Raw genomic sequence first — 16,345 nt, forward strand, 5'->3', positions numbered from 1 at the left:
TGCAAGAGCGAAGACAAAGGGAGCTGAAGGTAAGAAAGAGGATGAGCCGAAGCGGGAAGAAACGTCCGTAAATCAGCCGTATTTAAATCAGTATGTTGAGGCTATTAGGGAGAAGGTAGGAGAGGGTGCATTAGTAGATTCCTACATTAATAAACTGTCAAAGGATGTGCCGACTCTTGTGGTGGATCAAGAAAAATATTATGAAGTGATGGAGTCACTGCGATTCCATGAAGGACTTGCTTTTGATTATATGTCAGAGCTACATGCGACGGATTTTGTGACACATATGGAAGTATATGTTCATTTGTTTTCATATGGTAAGAAACAATCGGTAGCGGTGAAGGTAAAGCTAGACCGGGAAGAACCGCAAGTTGAATCTGTGACAGCGCTTTGGAAAGGGGCTGACTGGCCGGAGCGAGAAGCATACGATTTGCTCGGCATTGTATTTAAAGGGCATCCGAATTTAACGCGTATTTTAATGCCAGATGATTGGGTAGGACATCCGCTTAGAAAAGACTATGAACCGTATGATGTGGAGGTGTAGCTATGATCCGTACGGAAGAGATGCTTTTGAATGTAGGACCTCAGCATCCGAGTACACATGGTGTGTTCAGGCTCGTAATTAAGATTGACGGGGAAATTATTAGAGAAGCTACACCGGTTATTGGGTATTTGCATCGCGGGACAGAAAAAATCGCTGAGAGCTTACAGTATACGCAAATTATCCCTTATACAGATCGAATGGACTATTTATCAGCCATGACGAATAATTACGTCATTTGCCATGCTGTAGAGACGATGATGGGGCTTGAAATTCCGGAGCGTGCCGAATACTTGCGAGTACTTGCGATGGAGCTAGGGAGAATTGCAAGCCATCTCGTTTGGTGGGGGACGAATCTTCTTGATATAGGAGCGGTCAGCCCGTTTTTGTACGCGTTTCGTGAACGAGAGATGATTATAAATTTATTAAATGAATTATGCGGGGCACGGCTTACTTTTAACTATATGAGAGTTGGCGGTGTGAAGTGGGATGCGCCAGATGGTTGGATTGAAAAGGTGGAAGAGTTTGTTCCGTATATGAGAGAGCAATTGGCAGGTTATCATGATCTTGTTAGCGGTAATGAGATTTTCTTAAATCGTGTGAAAGGCGTTGGTATATATAGCGCGGAAGAAGCGATCTCGTATTCTTTAAGCGGAGCAAATTTGCGGTGCACTGGAGTAAACTGGGATCTTCGCAAAGACGAGCCGTATTCGATTTATGATCGTTTTGATTTTGATATTCCTGTTGGAAGCGTGGGAGATGCTTGGGATCGCTACGTTTGCCGAATGCAAGAAATCGAGGAGTCTTTAAAGATTGTTGAGCAAGCAGTTCAGCAGTTCCCAAAAGATGGAGCAGTGCTGGCAAAAGTACCGAAAATTATTAAGGCACCTAAGGGAGAAGCGTTTGTACGTATCGAATCGCCGCGCGGAGAGATTGGTTGTTACATCGCTAGTGACGGAAAGAAAGAGCCGTACCGTTTGAAGTTTCGTAGGCCATCTTTTTATAACTTGCAAATTTTACCGAAGTTATTGAAAGGTGAAAACATCGCTAATTTAATTACGATTTTAGGTGGAGTTGATATTGTACTTGGGGAGGTTGATGGCTAATGATTGAGACGCTCTTACAATCACCTTCAAGCTGGACGAATTTCTTCATTTTTTTCGGATTAGCGGTGCTTCTACTATTTGCAGTCCTTGGCTTCGTTACATATGGAATTTTGGCAGAACGGAAAGTGATGGGATTTATGCAAGGGCGGATTGGACCAAACCAGGTTGGAGGCCGATTCGGTTTACTGCAAACGGTAGCTGATGTTTTAAAACTATTATTGAAAGAAGATAGTATTCCGAAAGCAGCAGATAAACCACTGTTTATATTAGCACCTGTCATTGCATTTGCGCCAGCATTTATGGTGCTGGCAGTTATCCCGTTCACTGATAAATTTCAATTTGCCGATATTGGAGTCGGGCTACTTTATTATATCGCTGTTTCCGGTATTACGACAATAGGTGTTGTAACTGGGGGATGGGCATCGAATAATAAATATTCCCTTTTAGGAGGGATGCGTGCGGCGGCGCAAATGATTTCTTATGAGATTCCGCTCGTAATGAGTGTAATTGGTATCGTTTTGTTAGCTGGTAGCCTGAATTTAAATGAGATTGTAGCGGCGCAGGAGAAGGTTTGGTACATTTTCGTGCAGCCAATTGGCTTCGTCGTTTTCTTAATTGCAGCAGTTGCAGAGTTAAATCGGACGCCATTCGATTTGCCAGAAGCGGAGTCAGAACTTGTTTCTGGATATCATACGGAATACTCAGGTTTTCGCTGGGCGTTTTTCATGCTTTCAGAGTACGTATATTTCTTCGGGATGGCATCGTTAATTACAGTGCTCTTTTTAGGCGGATGGAATCCAGTCATGTTTCTTGGATTTATCCCAGGTGCCGTATGGTTTGCTTTGAAATTTAGCAGTGTAGTCTTTCTATTAATTTGGTTCCGCGTTACGTTCCCGCGTATAAGAGGTGACCAGTTAATGGAGTTTGGATGGAAAGTATTATTGCCGATTGCACTTGCAAATATTTTCTTAACGGCATTGATTAAGGAGTTATTCTTCTAATCTATGAGGGGGGTGCCAGTAAGAGATGAAGGGACTATTTAAAGGATTAAAATATACACTAAGTAATTTGAGCAAGAAGAAGGTAACGTATGATTATCCAAATCAACCGTTGCCGTTGCCAGACCGTTTTCGGGGGATTCAAAAATTCTATCCGGAGAAATGTATTGTTTGTAATCAATGCTCTAACATTTGTCCGACAGACTGTATTCAGTTAACAGGAAAGAAACATCCGGATCCTACGAAAAAAGGAAAAATTATCGACACGTATGATATTAATTTTGAAATTTGTATTCTTTGTGATTTATGTACAGAAGTTTGTCCGACAGAGGCGATTGTCATGACAAATAACTTTGAGCTCGCGGAATATTCACGTGATGACTTATTTAAAAATTTGCAGTGGCTTGACGAAAACGACGAAAACGTCAGGAAGGAGAATAAGGCATGAATGGCGAGTTTGTAGCATTCTTTATACTATCCTTGTCTGCAATTATCGGCGGTGTTCTTATGTTGAACTTAACGAAAGTTATGCACATGATGCTAGCTCTCGTTCTAACATTTCTCAGCATTGCAGGTTTGTATTTTCTTTTATCAGCCGAATTTATAGGCGTTGCACAAATTTTACTTTACTCTGGTGCAATCACAATTATTATGATTTTCGGCATTATGTTAACGAAACATAACGCGGAAAATGAATCGCGTCTTACTCTTCGAAAATGGATTATCTTCTTTGCGGTTGTAGCATTTGGAGCGGTTATGTATTTCGCTGTTAATAATATTGATTTTGCAAATGAGAGCACACAAGGAAGTTTACCTCTCCATGAAAACAACACACTTCAAATCGGTACGCTTCTCTATTCAAAATATATTATCCCATTTGAACTAACTTCAGTTATTTTACTTGTAGCACTCGTTGGCGCGATTATACTTGCGAAAAAGGACGAGAAAGAGGAGGATTCCAATGAGTAGCGTTCCGGCTTCTGCATATTTAACACTTGCGATTATTTTGTTTTGCATCGGCCTATTTGGAGCTTTAACAAAGCGGAATACAGTAATCGTATTAGTTTGTATCGAATTAATGCTAAATGCTGCCAATTTAAACTTAGTGGCGTTTAGTAAATTAGGCTTATTTCCGAATTTAACAGGTCAAATTTTCTCACTGTTTACGATGGCTGTAGCGGCAGCGGAAGCGGCGGTAGGACTCGCTATTTTAATTGCTTTATATCGTAATCGTACGACAGTTCAGGTGGATGAAATGGATACGCTCAAAGGATAGCATTGTGACCGAAAAAGGGGGAAGGAAACAATGATCGATTATGCATGGCTCATACCGCTTTTCCCACTCGTTTCGTTTTTGTTACTTATTATATTCGGGAAGAAAATTAGAGAAGGAAGCAGTGTACTTAGTATTTTTTTCGTCTTTCTCTCCTTTATACTTGCGGTACTTGTGTTAATAGAAAGATTTTCAGAAGCAAGCGTGAAGCATAAGTGGGTGTGGCTTAGAGCTGGAGATGTGGATATATCATTTGGCTTTGAAGTGACTGCATTAGGAGCTTTAATGTTGTTTATCGTTACGCTTGTGAGTCTGCTTGTACATGTGTATTCGAAAGGTTATATGAAAGGTGATGAACGATTACCAACCTTTTACGCATATTTAGGACTCTTTACATTTGCGATGTTAGGGCTTGTTATATCAACGAATTTATTACAGCTTTATATATTTTGGGAATTAGTTGGCCTTGGCTCATTTTTACTTATCGGTTTTTATTTCTTTAAAGAAGAAGCGAAGGCTGCTGCAAAAAAGGCTTTTATTATGACCCGTATTGGGGATGTTGGTTTATTTATCGGGATGATTTTAATTTTTTGGTACGCAGGTAGTTTTGAATATGACGCAATATTTAGGGCGATTTATACAGGGGATCTACCTCCTTACATGATTACAATAACGGCGATATTAATTTTTATCGGGGCGATGGGGAAATCAGGTCAGTTCCCGCTTCACACGTGGTTGCCAGATGCAATGGAGGGGCCAACGCCCGTGTCGGCACTTATTCACGCGGCGACGATGGTTGCAGCGGGCGTATATTTAGTAGCGACGATGTTTCCATTATTTTCGGCAAGTGCGGTAGCGATGCAGACAGTGGCAATTGTCGGAGCTTTCACTGCAATCTTTGCGGCCTCTATCGGCCTTGTACAAACAGATATAAAGAGAGTACTTGCTTATTCTACAGTTAGCCAGCTCGGGTATATGATGCTCGCGTTAGGTTCTGCTGGTTATGTAGCTGGTATATTCCATTTGACGACACATGCTTTTTTTAAAGCACTACTATTTTTGGCAGCAGGAAGTGTAATTCATGCCGTGCATACGCAAAACATTAACAAAATGGGCGGTTTACAGAAGAAGATGAAAGTAACTGGTACGCTATTTTTGATAGGTACACTTGCAATTAGTGGGGTTCCACTCCTTTCTGGGTTCTTTAGTAAAGATGAAATTTTGGCTGCGACTTGGATGAATGGTAATTACTTTTTATTCGTATTAGCAGTAATTGCGGCATTCTTAACGGCATTTTACATGTTTCGTCTATACTTCCTTGTCTTTACTGGGGAAGCGAAGACGAAGGAAGATGTGCATGAGTCGCCCCGCGTTATGACGTATCCAATGATTGTTCTCGGCGTTCTCGCAGTAGTGGCAGGATATATAAATACACCATGGTTTGGGACGTTTCTCGGAGATTGGTTGACGAAAGATGTAGGGTTTAAGGTTGAAGAAGCGCATGGACCAGTTTGGATTATGATTGTTGCGACGCTCGTTTCATTTGCGGGAATCGCTCTTGCATATTTCATATATGGCAAGAAATCAATTTCTAGAGAGTGGGCTGGGGGTACGGGAACCTCGCTTTATAATCTTTTGAAAGAAAAATATTATGTGGATGAACTATACAACATGACGGTGATCCCTATTACGAAAGGAATCGCTCGTGTGCTTCGCTTATTTGAAGTGTATGTAGTCGAAGGAATTGCAGTTTTAATTGCAAGTGTAGTTAAAGGAACAAGTAACCTTGGCTCGAAACTTCAAAACGGGAATGTACAAGTGTATGGTACTGTAACGGCGGTTTCGCTCGCTGTACTCGTCATTATTTTGCTCTATACGGGAGGGGATTTACGATGAATGATTTGTTGTTAACGTTCTTCATTTTTTCCCCGCTTTTAGGAATTTTATTGCTTGTATTAACACCGAAAAAGGAATTGCGTACAGTGCGGGCGCTTGGCTTATTTGGGACGGCACTTCCATTTGGAATCGCCATCGTCCTTGCTTGTACATATGTTTCTGGAAAGAGCTTGTCACTATTTGATGAAAAGGTGAAATGGATTAAGTTCGGAGATTTTACAGCGGTGGATAAAAGGTGGTTTTCTATTTATTACGAGCTCGGTATTGATGGTTTGTCGCTTATCATGATGGTACTGACGGCTCTTCTAGCGATGCTTGCAGCAATTGCAGCCTTTTCTATTAAAAGCAATTTGAAAGCATTTTATATGCTGTTACTCATGCTAGAAATAGGGATGCTCGGCGTCTTTGCTGCTCAAAATTTAATGTTGTTTTTTATCTTCTTTGAAATTACGTTGCCACCAATGTTTTTATTAATTGGGAAGTGGGGAAAATTGTCGAGTGAAAAGGCTGCTTATAGTTATTTAATATATAACGGTATTGGCTCAGCTATTTTGCTCATTGTTTTCTCAATTTTGTTCGCGAAAACAGGTACAACAAATATTGTGGAGCTGAAAGAGATATTAAGAAGCGTAAGCGCAGGGGGGGAACTCGTCATCCCAAGTAGCTTGCAGCTTGGTGTATTTATTGCCATAATGATTGCCTTTGCAATTAAACTACCTGTTTTTCCGTTGCACCGCTGGATGGTCAATGTACACATAGAAGCGCATCCAGCTGTAGTTATGCTTCATGCGGGTGTTTTGTTAAAGATTGGAGCGTACGGTATTATTCGCTTCGGGAAAGGGTTATTCCCGGAATATTTTCACGATGTTGCAACGCTAATTGCGATATTAGGCGTAATTAATTTATTATACGGTGCCTTTTTAGCGCTCATCCAAACGGACTTTAGGAAAGTACTCGCTTACTCTAGTATTTCGCATATGGGAATTGTATTAATGGGACTTGCGTCACTTAATGCACCTGGTACACAAGGAGCGCTATTCCAAGTTGTATCACATGGTTTAATTGCAGCCTTGCTCTTCTTCTTACTAGGTGTTATAGAACAACGATTTGGAACCTCGGATATTACGGTGCTAGGCGGACTTGCGAAAAGTGTACCGATACTTAGCGGATTCTTTTTAGCAGGAGGAATGGCATCGCTTGGACTACCAGGGATGTCTGGGTTTGTTAGTGAATTTCTTGCCTTTCTTGGTTTATTTCAAGGAGAGCCCGTCATTGCTGCAGTCGGTGTGATTGGCATCATTTTAACCGCTGTATACGTATTAAGAGCGACACTTCAAGTGACATTTGGAAAGAAAGAATGGGAAGCAAAATCTGATATACACGGATGGGAGTACGTCCCTGTTTTACTACTTATCTTTTGTATTATTGCAATTGGAGTTATGCCAGAGATACTAGGGGATCCGCTTCAAAATACATTGAAAACATTGGGGGTGAAGTAGGATGGATATGAATACGTTACTTAGCTTATCGTGGCATCTAATGGTGCCAGAATTTATTATTCTCGGGGCCGCCATCCTTCTTTCCATATGTGATTTGTTTTTTAAGCTGAACCATAGATATGTAGCTCTTGGTGCGATTGCTGCCATCGTATTAGCAATTGTTTCATTAATTACGCTATATAGCGAACCAGCTGGAGATATTTTAAATGGATCGTTTGTGTTAGATGGATTTTCAAAAGGGTTTAAAACGTTGTTATTAGGCGCCTCAGCTCTCATTTTATGCATCGCAATGAGCGATGATAAGAAGAATCCGATTGAAGATAAGGGCGAATATTATTACTTATTTTTAATGGCACTTCTTGGCGCGATGTTCATGGCTTCTAGTGTTGACTTTATCACCCTTTTCGTTGGTTTAGAGTTACTTTCACTTTCTTCTTATATTTTAGTCGGAATACGAAAAAAGAACCGTGCATCAAATGAAGCGGCAATGAAATATGTCATTAGCGGAGGAATTGGAACGGCGATCACGCTCTTCGGAATGAGTTATTTATACGGTATTACAGGTTCAACTAACATTGTAGATATGCAAAAGGTACTCACTGGGGAGCTCGCTAGTGGTATTCAGTTATTGCTAGCTCTCGCATTTCTTTTATTGCTAGTCGGTCTCTCATTTAAAATTGCCACAGTGCCGTTTCATATGTGGGCACCTGATGTGTATGAAGGAGCGACTACACCTGTTACCGCTTTTCTTGGAACGATTTCTAAAATTGCTGGGTTCCTACTCATTATTCGTTTGTTCCTTATGGTTTTTGCAAGTGTATTAATACAAGGAGATATGCAATCTTTATATGGGCATATGAGTATATATATTGCGGTGCTAGCAAGTATAACGATGATTGTTGGGAATGTAGTCGCGTTAAAACAATACAACATAAAACGTTTATTTGCTTATTCAGGTATTGCGCATGCTGGGTATTTGCTCGTTCCACTTGTGGCATTATCACCATTTACGCTGGATAGCATGTGGTTTTATATGCTGGCATACATGCTTATGAATATAGGCGCGTTTGCCATTATCCACGGCTTAATCTTACAAAACGATAAGGAAAACATAACGATTTTCACCGGATTATATAAGAAATCACCATTTGCAGCGATCATGATGACAATCTTTATTTTATCGCTGGCCGGGATACCAGGGACGGCTGGCTTCATTGGAAAGATTAACATCTTTTTAGGCGCGCTTCATGTAGAGCCAGCACATTACGTACTAGCTTCGATTATGATGGGTACGACAGTTGTTTCATTCGTATATTATTTCCGTATTTTACAACAAATGTTTTTCCGCACCGGAGAGACAGAAGAGAGGATACGGTTACCGTTAAATATAAAGGTTGTTATGAGTCTTTGTGCAATTTCGATTGTAATACTAGGGATTATGCCGATGATTGGGTACAATTTCTTTTATGAATATTTTCCATTAATGAAAGATTTCTTCTTCTTAGGGAACGTGGTACAATAGTGAAAATAAAAGGTGTGGAGTCAGTACTCTGCGCTTTTTATTTTGTGTTAACTTGTAATGTAGATATACGTTTTTTGAAAGAAAATCACGATGTAAAATGTAAGATGTCTATTTGCATTTGAAAAAGTGTGGCTCCTACTTATTATGGTATCGTTTTTATATTCTTTCATAAGTAGTAGCTGAGTAAAAAGGGGTCGATTTTTTGGCACAACTTTTAGGGCAACAAGCACTGATTGCCATTGTTTCGCATTTATTGTTTATTACCATTACGTGGTGGGCTTTGCAAGGCATTCACATTGAGCGTTTAATGAAGTCCGGAAAAGTGCTGCAGACGCGAGTATTACTCATCTTAATTACAATTGCAATTGGGACATCTGTAAGTAACTTTTTCCTTGATTATTTAGGCTATTCGAAGAGTTTAACGTATTTAGTAAAGTAAGTGTATAGAACCTCAAATCTCCGTTAACAATGGGGATAGGAGGGGATGAAATTGAAGCTTAAAGCCATTCTTATTGTTGCACTTAGTGTTGTTTTATTTTTGGTTGGATATAGAGAGATGAAACCGATAAGCGATGAACAGAAAATGGAGAGCATGATTAAGGCTTTAGAGAAAAATGATGCTAAAGTAGAAAAATGGTCATGGTTAGCTAGAGAAACAAAAACAATTTCTAATATACATACGTTTCAAAAGTTGTTAAACGATGTGAAGGACAAGGCAAATATTCAAAAGTGGGAAGTAGAGCAATCTCCAGATGGATATAAAGCTACATCCTATAAAAAGTTTGCTTCTCATGAAGAACGAGTAGTAGTAACTTGGAGTAAAGAAAATACTAAAGAAAACACTTTCATTATCTTTGAAGTAAGTGGGGCGAAATGGGACCCGAAGTATGTTCAAAAAGTGAATAAAATTTTTAGTGAAAAACCTATAATTTACACTTGTGTTCAAGGTGTACTGAATGATAAGATTGAAGGTGTTTTGCAAAATAAAACCAATCAGGTTTTGAAAGATCTTTCAGCAAGAGCGATCGAACAAGTAGAAGAAAGAGCATTTGTGTCAGTCTCCGCATACAATAAAAAGTGGGATGACGCTCTTTCAACAAATAGAGAGAAAATAAATGTGCAAATAGCAATACGTTCTACAGACAACAAAGATACAATTGTGGTTGGCACACCGATCATAACTTCTGAGTATTGAGTGAATAGATACTGAAAAAAGGACACGGAGGGGAATAATTTGGAAAAGATCATCGTCCGTGGCGGAAAGCGGTTAAACGGCACAGTGCGTGTTGAGGGCGCAAAAAATGCTGTATTACCTATAATCGCTGCAGCCCTATTAGCGAGTGATGGAAAGAATGTACTATCTGAAGTACCAGTTTTGTCTGATGTATACACAATTAATGAGGTATTACGTCATTTAAATGCTGAAGTCGTATTTGAAAATAATCAAGTAACAATCGATTCTTCTAAAGAACTAAACATTGAAGCACCATTTGAATATGTACGTAAAATGCGTGCATCTGTTCAAGTAATGGGACCATTATTAGCACGTAATGGTCGTGCTCGTATTGCACTTCCTGGTGGATGTGCAATCGGTTCACGTCCAATTGACCAACATTTAAAAGGCTTCGAAGCAATGGGAGCAAAAGTACAGGTTGGTAACGGTTTTGTTGAGGCATATGTTGAGGGAGAACTAAAAGGAGCTAAAATCTACTTAGACTTCCCAAGCGTAGGCGCGACAGAAAACATTATGTCTGCAGCTACATTAGCAAAAGGGACAACAATTCTTGAAAACGCAGCGAAAGAACCAGAAATCGTTGACTTAGCTAACTTCTTAAATGCAATGGGAGCGAAAGTACGCGGAGCTGGAACTGGAACGATTCGTATCGAAGGCGTTGATAAATTATATGGTGCAAACCACTCTATTATTCCTGACCGTATTGAAGCGGGAACATTCATGGTTGCAGCAGCAATTACTGGTGGAGACATCTTAATTGAAAATGCTGTACCTGAACATTTACGCTCAATTACAGCGAAAATGGAAGAAATGGGTGTTAAAATTATTGAGGAAAACGAAGGTGTACGTGTTATCGGCCCAGATAAGTTAAAAGCGGTTGATATTAAAACTATGCCTCACCCAGGTTTCCCAACAGACATGCAATCACAAATGATGGCATTATTACTACAAGCTGATGGAACAAGCATGATTACAGAAACGGTATTCGAAAACCGCTTTATGCACGTTGAAGAATTCCGTCGTATGAATGCTGATATTAAAATTGAAGGTCGTTCTGTTATTATGAACGGTCCAAACAGCTTACAAGGTGCTGAAGTAGGCGCAACTGATTTACGTGCTGCAGCTGCATTAATCTTAGCTGGTTTAGTATCAGAAGGTTATACTCGTGTAACTGAGTTAAAACATCTTGACCGTGGTTATGTAGATTTCCATAAGAAATTAGCTGCATTAGGTGCAACTATTGAACGTGTAAACGAAAAAGTAGAAGAAGTGAAAGAACAAGAAGTTTCTGATCTTCACGCTTAATTGAAATAGTCTCTATGTCTTTTGACATAGGGGCTATTTTTTTTTGGGTTATTACTGTTATAGTCAATAAATTCTATACTTATGCACGTACCAGTAAAAATATTTAGAAAATTTCCGTTTTATGCTCTTCCTCCTTAAGTATGTTCTAAAAGAAAGAGTTGTTCCATAAGAATGAATGGAGTAAAGCTTTTATATTGGGGGAAAATAGGATGAAATTTTCAAAGCCACTTTTTATTACAGTAGCGCTCTTAATAGCGCTCGTTATCATTGTACCTGCAGCCCTTGTTATCCCATTTGCGAAAGCAAAAGTAGGGGAAGAAACGGCCTCTAAAACTCCTCCAGCGATAGAAAGTATACCAGCTCCAGGAAAAGTAGATACAGCGGTTCAAGTTGCTGTATATCGTGAGAAACAGAAGAAGGTAGAATCATTGCCTATGGAGGAGTATGTGACCGGTGTAGTAGCTTCTGAGATGAATGCCAGTTTTGAAATAGAGGCACTAAAGGCACAGGCATTAGCAGCGAGAACATTTGTAGTACAACGTATGCTAAGCGGAGGAAAGAAAAATAATGCGGACGTGACAGATACGGTGAAAGATCAAGTGTACAAAAGTAAAGAAGAATTGAAGAAACAATGGGGTAATAACTACGAAAATAATTTGAAGAAAATCGAAGAAGCCGTTTCGAAAACAGCAGGACAAGTTTTAACATATGATGGAAAACCAATTTCAGCATCCTTCTTCTCAACGAGTAATGGCCGGACAGAAAATGCAGCTGACTATTGGGGAAATGATTATCCGTACTTGAAAAGTGTAGATAGTCCGTGGGATCAAGCCTCTCCAAAGTTTACGAGCGAGCAAACATTTACAGTAGCTGATTTTCAAAAACGTCTCGGTGTGAAAGTACTAGCAGACGGGAAGGTTGGAAATATTAAAGACCTTACGGAAGGAAAGCGCGTAAAGGATGTAGCTTTTCAAGGAAAAACATTAACAGGAAAAGAAGTTCGTGAAAAGTTAGATTTACGTTCTTCTGATTTCACGTGGAAACAACGAGGGGATAAAATCATCATTACAACGAAAGGCTTCGGTCACGGCGTTGGTATGAGTCAATACGGAGCGAACGGTATGGCAGCGGAAGGAAAGAAATATACAGATATCGTCGCTCATTACTATAAAGGCGTTGAAATAAAGACGATGAATGATTATGAAGGAAAATTGATGGTGAAGAAATAGGTGTCAGAACTCTGGCACTTATTTTTTTGTTTAAAATATCATAATTTTCCATTAACTGTTTGATATAATAGGATAAAAAGGCATTTGGGGGAGATGAAATGGTGCTACTGGAGTTGAAACAGTTAGGGAAAACGAACCAATTACCGGTAATTGACCTAAAAGTCGCGAAAGGACAATGTGTTGTTTTGCAATGCAATAATCATACAGCTAAAGTGTTGCACCGCATCATTATAGGCGAAGAAGAAGCGTCGACTGGCAATGTACTGTTTGAAGGGGGAGCAATTGGAAAGAAAAATTATCCACGCATCGGCTTTTGTTTTTTGAAAGATGAGGCATATGATCGTTTGAAGGTGAAGGAATACTTTAAGTTTTTAATAGGGCTTTATGAATCAAAGATAAGCATAGAAGAAGTTGTGCAGTCTGTTGGTCTCCTAGATAAACTAAACGTTAAAATAGAAAAACTATCGTTTTCAGAGAAGCGTCGTCTTCATATTGGACGAGTGATGATTCATAATCCGGATTTAGTTATTTTGGAAGAGCCAGAGCAAAATGTAGATATAGAGAGTACGATCATTATTCGAAAAGCAATCATGAAAATGAAAGAACAAGGAAAGGCGATTTTTATTACGTCATCTTTCCTATCGGATGCCCTTTCGTTAACGGAAGATGTATACATATTAAACAACGATGGTGTGAAAAAGATAGAAATTGAGCAAGAGGAAGTGGAAGAAGTCGGTGAAGAAAAAGTCATTCAAATGATTCCGCAAATGAAGTTAGAAAGAATACCAGCGAAAGTGAACGATAAAATCATTTTACTTGATCCGATGGAAATCCATTTCATTGAAACGCAAAACGGAGTAACGCATATTCACGTTCGTGAAGGTGATTTCGTATGTGCATTAACATTAAGTGAACTAGAAGCAAGATTAACAGGTTTTGGTTTCTTTAGATGTCATCGCTCGTATCTTGTGAATTTACAAAGAGTACGAGAAGTGATTACGTGGACTCGTAATAGTTTTAGTTTAATTTTGGATGACGAAAGAAAAAGTTCAATCCCGCTTTCGAAAGGACGCATGGATGAATTAAAAGGCGTGATTGGGCTATAAAAAGTGCTCCAATAAGCTCAACATGCGATTCATTCACCGGTAAAAATACTCCTTTTACCGGTATTTTACTGCGTAAACCCTTTGTTTTTCATATGATTGAGTCAAGAAAAGCGAAACAAACGAACGAAAAGCGCTAAAGCGACTTTCATCTATAAAGAAGAAAAACAAAGGGGATGAAGAAATGACATTGGCAATTGAAATGAAAGATGTAATGAAAAGTTTCGATGGAAAAACGGCACTTCGAAATGTAAATATTGAGGTGAAGCAAGGAGAGATTTTCGGATTCCTTGGACCGAGTGGATCTGGTAAGACGACAACGGTAAAAATTTTAACTTCTCAATTGCTTCATAGTGTTGGAACAGTAAGAGTATTAGGGAAAGATATTACAGGACCAAGTAGCATCGATTACAAACGAATTGGTATTTTAACAGATAACAGCGGCTTATATGAAAGACTTAGTATTTATGATAACTTACTATTATTTTGTGACCTATACGATTGTAAAAAAGAACGAATCGATGAAGTACTAGCACAAGTAAATTTATTAGATGATAAAAAAACACCAGTAAAGAAACTATCAAAGGGAATGAAGCAACGCGTCACACTAGCAAGAGCAATCCTTCATAAACCAGATATCCTCTTCTTAGACGAACCAACATCTGCACTCGATCCAGTAAACGTTCAAAACATTCATAAAATCTTAAAAGACTTAAATGAAGAAGGAACGACCATTTTCTTAACGACTCACAACATGGATGAAGCAGAAACGCTTTGTAACCGTATTGCCTTCCTTTGTGGCGGAGAAATTGTAGCGCTTGATACGCCAGAGAACCTACGCTTACAATACGCTAAGGATCAAATAGAGGTCGTATTAAAAGATAAACAAAAAGAAGTAGTGCAAAAAGATGAATTAGGCGCAAAACGTATTTCAGAATGGATGAAAAAGGGCGAACTGTTATCTATTCATTCACACGAACCAACGCTAGGCGATATCTTTATTGAAGTTACTGGGAGGGGATTATAATGACATTTTCAATGAAACGGTTTTCGGCTATTGTAAGAAAAGAAATAAATGATGCAGGTAAAAACTCACAAGTTATATTAATGGCGCTATTACCTATTCTACTTGCTGTATTCTATAGTAATATGGATTCTATAAAAGAGTTCTTTGCAGGTTTTGTTATTGTAATGACGATTACCATGGTGGGAAGTTATGTGCAAGCAATTATTATTGCAGAGGAGAAGGAAAAACACACGTTACGAGTATTGATGTTGTCTCCAGCAAGTCCAATAGAAGTTATTTTAGGTAAAAGTGTATTAACTGTATTTTTTGTACTAGCATCTAGTTTTATTAGTTTAGTGATTTTAGATACTTTTAAAGGAAATATTGGTATGCTAGTTATTATTATTTTAATAGGAACATTGTTATGTGTCGTTTTAGGTACTATAGTTGGCTTACTATCCCAAAATATAGCACAAACATCTATATTGGGGCTTCCGATTTTTATAATATTCATAATGGGGCCGATGCTACAAGAAATGGTTAAGAATGAATTTATTATAAAAGTAGTTAATCTTCTTCCGACAAATCATGTTATGGAGGCATTGCAAAAAGTTATAAAGGGAGAAGGGTTTATTGCGATTCAAGAACATATTTTAAACAATACAATTTGGACTATATGTCTTATCATTCTTTGTATTATTGTGTACAAAAAGAAACAATTAGACTAAAAACTGAGCCGAAACGCTCAGTTTTTTCTTTTTTTCTATCATTTCCTCGGAAATTTTACATTCCTTATACATATTTTTACAGATTTTGTCGAAAAGTAATTAGTTATACGTTGTATAGGATACGTGAATATTGTTCAAAATGATTGCTGAGGTGATGATGGAATGCGAGGAAGAAATAATAAAAAGTCGCAAAAGGTAGTACATTTATTTCAGAAAAGATGGGTGTTTCCGGCACTATACATTGCTTGTGCAGCGGTAATCTTAATGGTTGCGCTATGGTTCCAAGGAGCTAATCCGAAGAAGACTCCAAACCACGATCAAGCAACACCGTATACACAATCGGAAGATCCAGCAGTACCAGTAACGAAATCTTCAGAAGTAGTGAAAATGCCAGCTGCCGCGAATGCGGAAGTAGTCGTACAGAAGAAATTCTATGAAGATGCAGCAACTGAGGCGGAACAAGAAAAAGCACTTGTCTTTTATAACAACACATATTCCCCGAACAAAGGAATTGACATTGCTGCGAAGAATGGGAAAGAGTTCAATGTTGCTGCTGCTTTAAGTGGTACAGTAACGAAAGCTGAAAAAGATTCACTTCTTGGTTATGTTGTAACAGTTGATAGTGGAAATGGTGTAGCGGTATCTTATCAAAGCTTAGGCAGTGTGAAAGTAGAAAAAGGTGCAAGAGTTGCACAAGGTGAAGTATTAGGAACATCCGGTCTAAGTGCAATGAATAAAGAGGCAGGCTCTCACGTTCACTTTGAAGTACGTAAAGACAATGTGGCTGTGAATCCTGAACGTTACTTAAATAAATCAGTAACAGAAATTAAAGCTGATGCAGGTGCTGCAAAAGCTACGAATGCTTCTGGTAAAAAAGCTGACGACAAATCTCAAAAAGAAGAGAA

Annotated in this window: 17 protein-coding genes; all 17 read left to right on the forward strand. The window is 38.8% G+C overall.

What is annotated here, in order from left to right; translation table 11 throughout:
• Positions 1-544: NADH-quinone oxidoreductase subunit C (locus MR167_RS26625; protein ID WP_255787321.1), on the forward strand; the 544-nt coding region annotated here is incomplete at its 5' end.
• A 2-nt stretch (positions 545-546) separates the two neighbouring features.
• A complete protein-coding gene (gene nuoD, locus MR167_RS26630) occupies positions 547-1,647 on the forward strand; it encodes an NADH-quinone oxidoreductase subunit NuoD (RefSeq protein WP_000621463.1) in 1,101 nt (366 codons plus the stop codon).
• A complete protein-coding gene (gene nuoH, locus MR167_RS26635) occupies positions 1,647-2,648 on the forward strand; it encodes an NADH-quinone oxidoreductase subunit NuoH (protein ID WP_000573426.1) in 1,002 nt (333 codons plus the stop codon). Before nuoD ends, nuoH begins: the two co-directional genes overlap by 1 nt.
• 25 nt (positions 2,649-2,673) lie before the next feature.
• Positions 2,674-3,093: an NADH-quinone oxidoreductase subunit NuoI gene (nuoI, locus tag MR167_RS26640; RefSeq protein WP_000677191.1), complete on the forward strand. Its 420-nt coding sequence runs from the start codon at positions 2,674-2,676 to the stop codon at positions 3,091-3,093.
• On the forward strand, positions 3,090-3,614 hold the full coding sequence (locus MR167_RS26645; RefSeq protein ID WP_001012810.1) for an NADH-quinone oxidoreductase subunit J: 525 nt from the start codon (positions 3,090-3,092) through the stop codon (positions 3,612-3,614). The genes nuoI and MR167_RS26645 overlap by 4 nt, the downstream gene beginning before the upstream one ends.
• Positions 3,607-3,921 (forward strand): NADH-quinone oxidoreductase subunit NuoK, encoded by a 315-nt coding sequence (nuoK, locus tag MR167_RS26650; protein ID WP_000100079.1) that lies wholly within the window; start codon positions 3,607-3,609, stop codon positions 3,919-3,921. Before MR167_RS26645 ends, nuoK begins: the two co-directional genes overlap by 8 nt.
• Before the next feature lie 30 nt (positions 3,922-3,951).
• The gene (gene nuoL / locus MR167_RS26655; protein ID WP_086398016.1) at positions 3,952-5,814 is read left to right on the forward strand and encodes an NADH-quinone oxidoreductase subunit L; all 1,863 of its coding nucleotides are present in this window, start codon (positions 3,952-3,954) and stop codon (positions 5,812-5,814) included.
• A complete protein-coding gene (locus MR167_RS26660; RefSeq protein ID WP_242315903.1) occupies positions 5,811-7,313 on the forward strand; it encodes an NADH-quinone oxidoreductase subunit M in 1,503 nt (500 codons plus the stop codon). Before nuoL ends, MR167_RS26660 begins: the two co-directional genes overlap by 4 nt.
• 7 nt (positions 7,314-7,320) lie before the next feature.
• The gene (gene nuoN / locus MR167_RS26665; protein WP_002083561.1) at positions 7,321-8,835 is read left to right on the forward strand and encodes an NADH-quinone oxidoreductase subunit NuoN; all 1,515 of its coding nucleotides are present in this window, start codon (positions 7,321-7,323) and stop codon (positions 8,833-8,835) included.
• Positions 8,836-9,037: 202 nt separating this feature from the next.
• A complete protein-coding gene (locus MR167_RS26670) occupies positions 9,038-9,274 on the forward strand; it encodes a DUF1146 family protein (RefSeq protein ID WP_000057889.1) in 237 nt (78 codons plus the stop codon).
• Between the two features lie 51 nt (positions 9,275-9,325).
• Positions 9,326-10,030 (forward strand): YwmB family TATA-box binding protein, encoded by a 705-nt coding sequence (locus MR167_RS26675; protein WP_000767913.1) that lies wholly within the window; start codon positions 9,326-9,328, stop codon positions 10,028-10,030.
• Positions 10,031-10,069: 39 nt separating this feature from the next.
• Complete coding sequence (murA, locus tag MR167_RS26680; protein WP_000411275.1) at positions 10,070-11,374, forward strand: UDP-N-acetylglucosamine 1-carboxyvinyltransferase; 1,305 nt, start codon at positions 10,070-10,072, stop codon at positions 11,372-11,374.
• Positions 11,375-11,583: 209 nt separating this feature from the next.
• Positions 11,584-12,603 carry a stage II sporulation protein D gene (gene spoIID / locus MR167_RS26685; RefSeq protein WP_000672657.1) on the forward strand — a complete coding sequence of 340 codons (1,020 nt, stop codon included), beginning with the start codon at positions 11,584-11,586 and terminating at the stop codon, positions 12,601-12,603.
• 98 nt (positions 12,604-12,701) lie between these two features.
• Positions 12,702-13,709 (forward strand): LytTR family transcriptional regulator DNA-binding domain-containing protein, encoded by a 1,008-nt coding sequence (locus MR167_RS26690; protein WP_000243437.1) that lies wholly within the window; start codon positions 12,702-12,704, stop codon positions 13,707-13,709.
• 181 nt (positions 13,710-13,890) lie between these two features.
• A complete protein-coding gene (locus tag MR167_RS26695) occupies positions 13,891-14,733 on the forward strand; it encodes an ABC transporter ATP-binding protein (RefSeq protein WP_000170827.1) in 843 nt (280 codons plus the stop codon).
• Positions 14,733-15,440 carry an ABC transporter permease gene (locus MR167_RS26700; RefSeq protein ID WP_000144420.1) on the forward strand — a complete coding sequence of 236 codons (708 nt, stop codon included), beginning with the start codon at positions 14,733-14,735 and terminating at the stop codon, positions 15,438-15,440. The genes MR167_RS26695 and MR167_RS26700 overlap by 1 nt, the downstream gene beginning before the upstream one ends.
• Before the next feature lie 162 nt (positions 15,441-15,602).
• A partial coding sequence (spoIIQ, locus tag MR167_RS26705; protein WP_242315905.1) for a stage II sporulation protein SpoIIQ occupies positions 15,603-16,345 on the forward strand: 743 nt, incomplete at its 3' end.

Origin of the sequence: Bacillus cereus group sp. BfR-BA-01355, assembly GCF_022663675.1 — a bacterium.
Lineage (GTDB): Bacteria > Bacillota > Bacilli > Bacillales > Bacillaceae_G > Bacillus_A > Bacillus_A thuringiensis_S.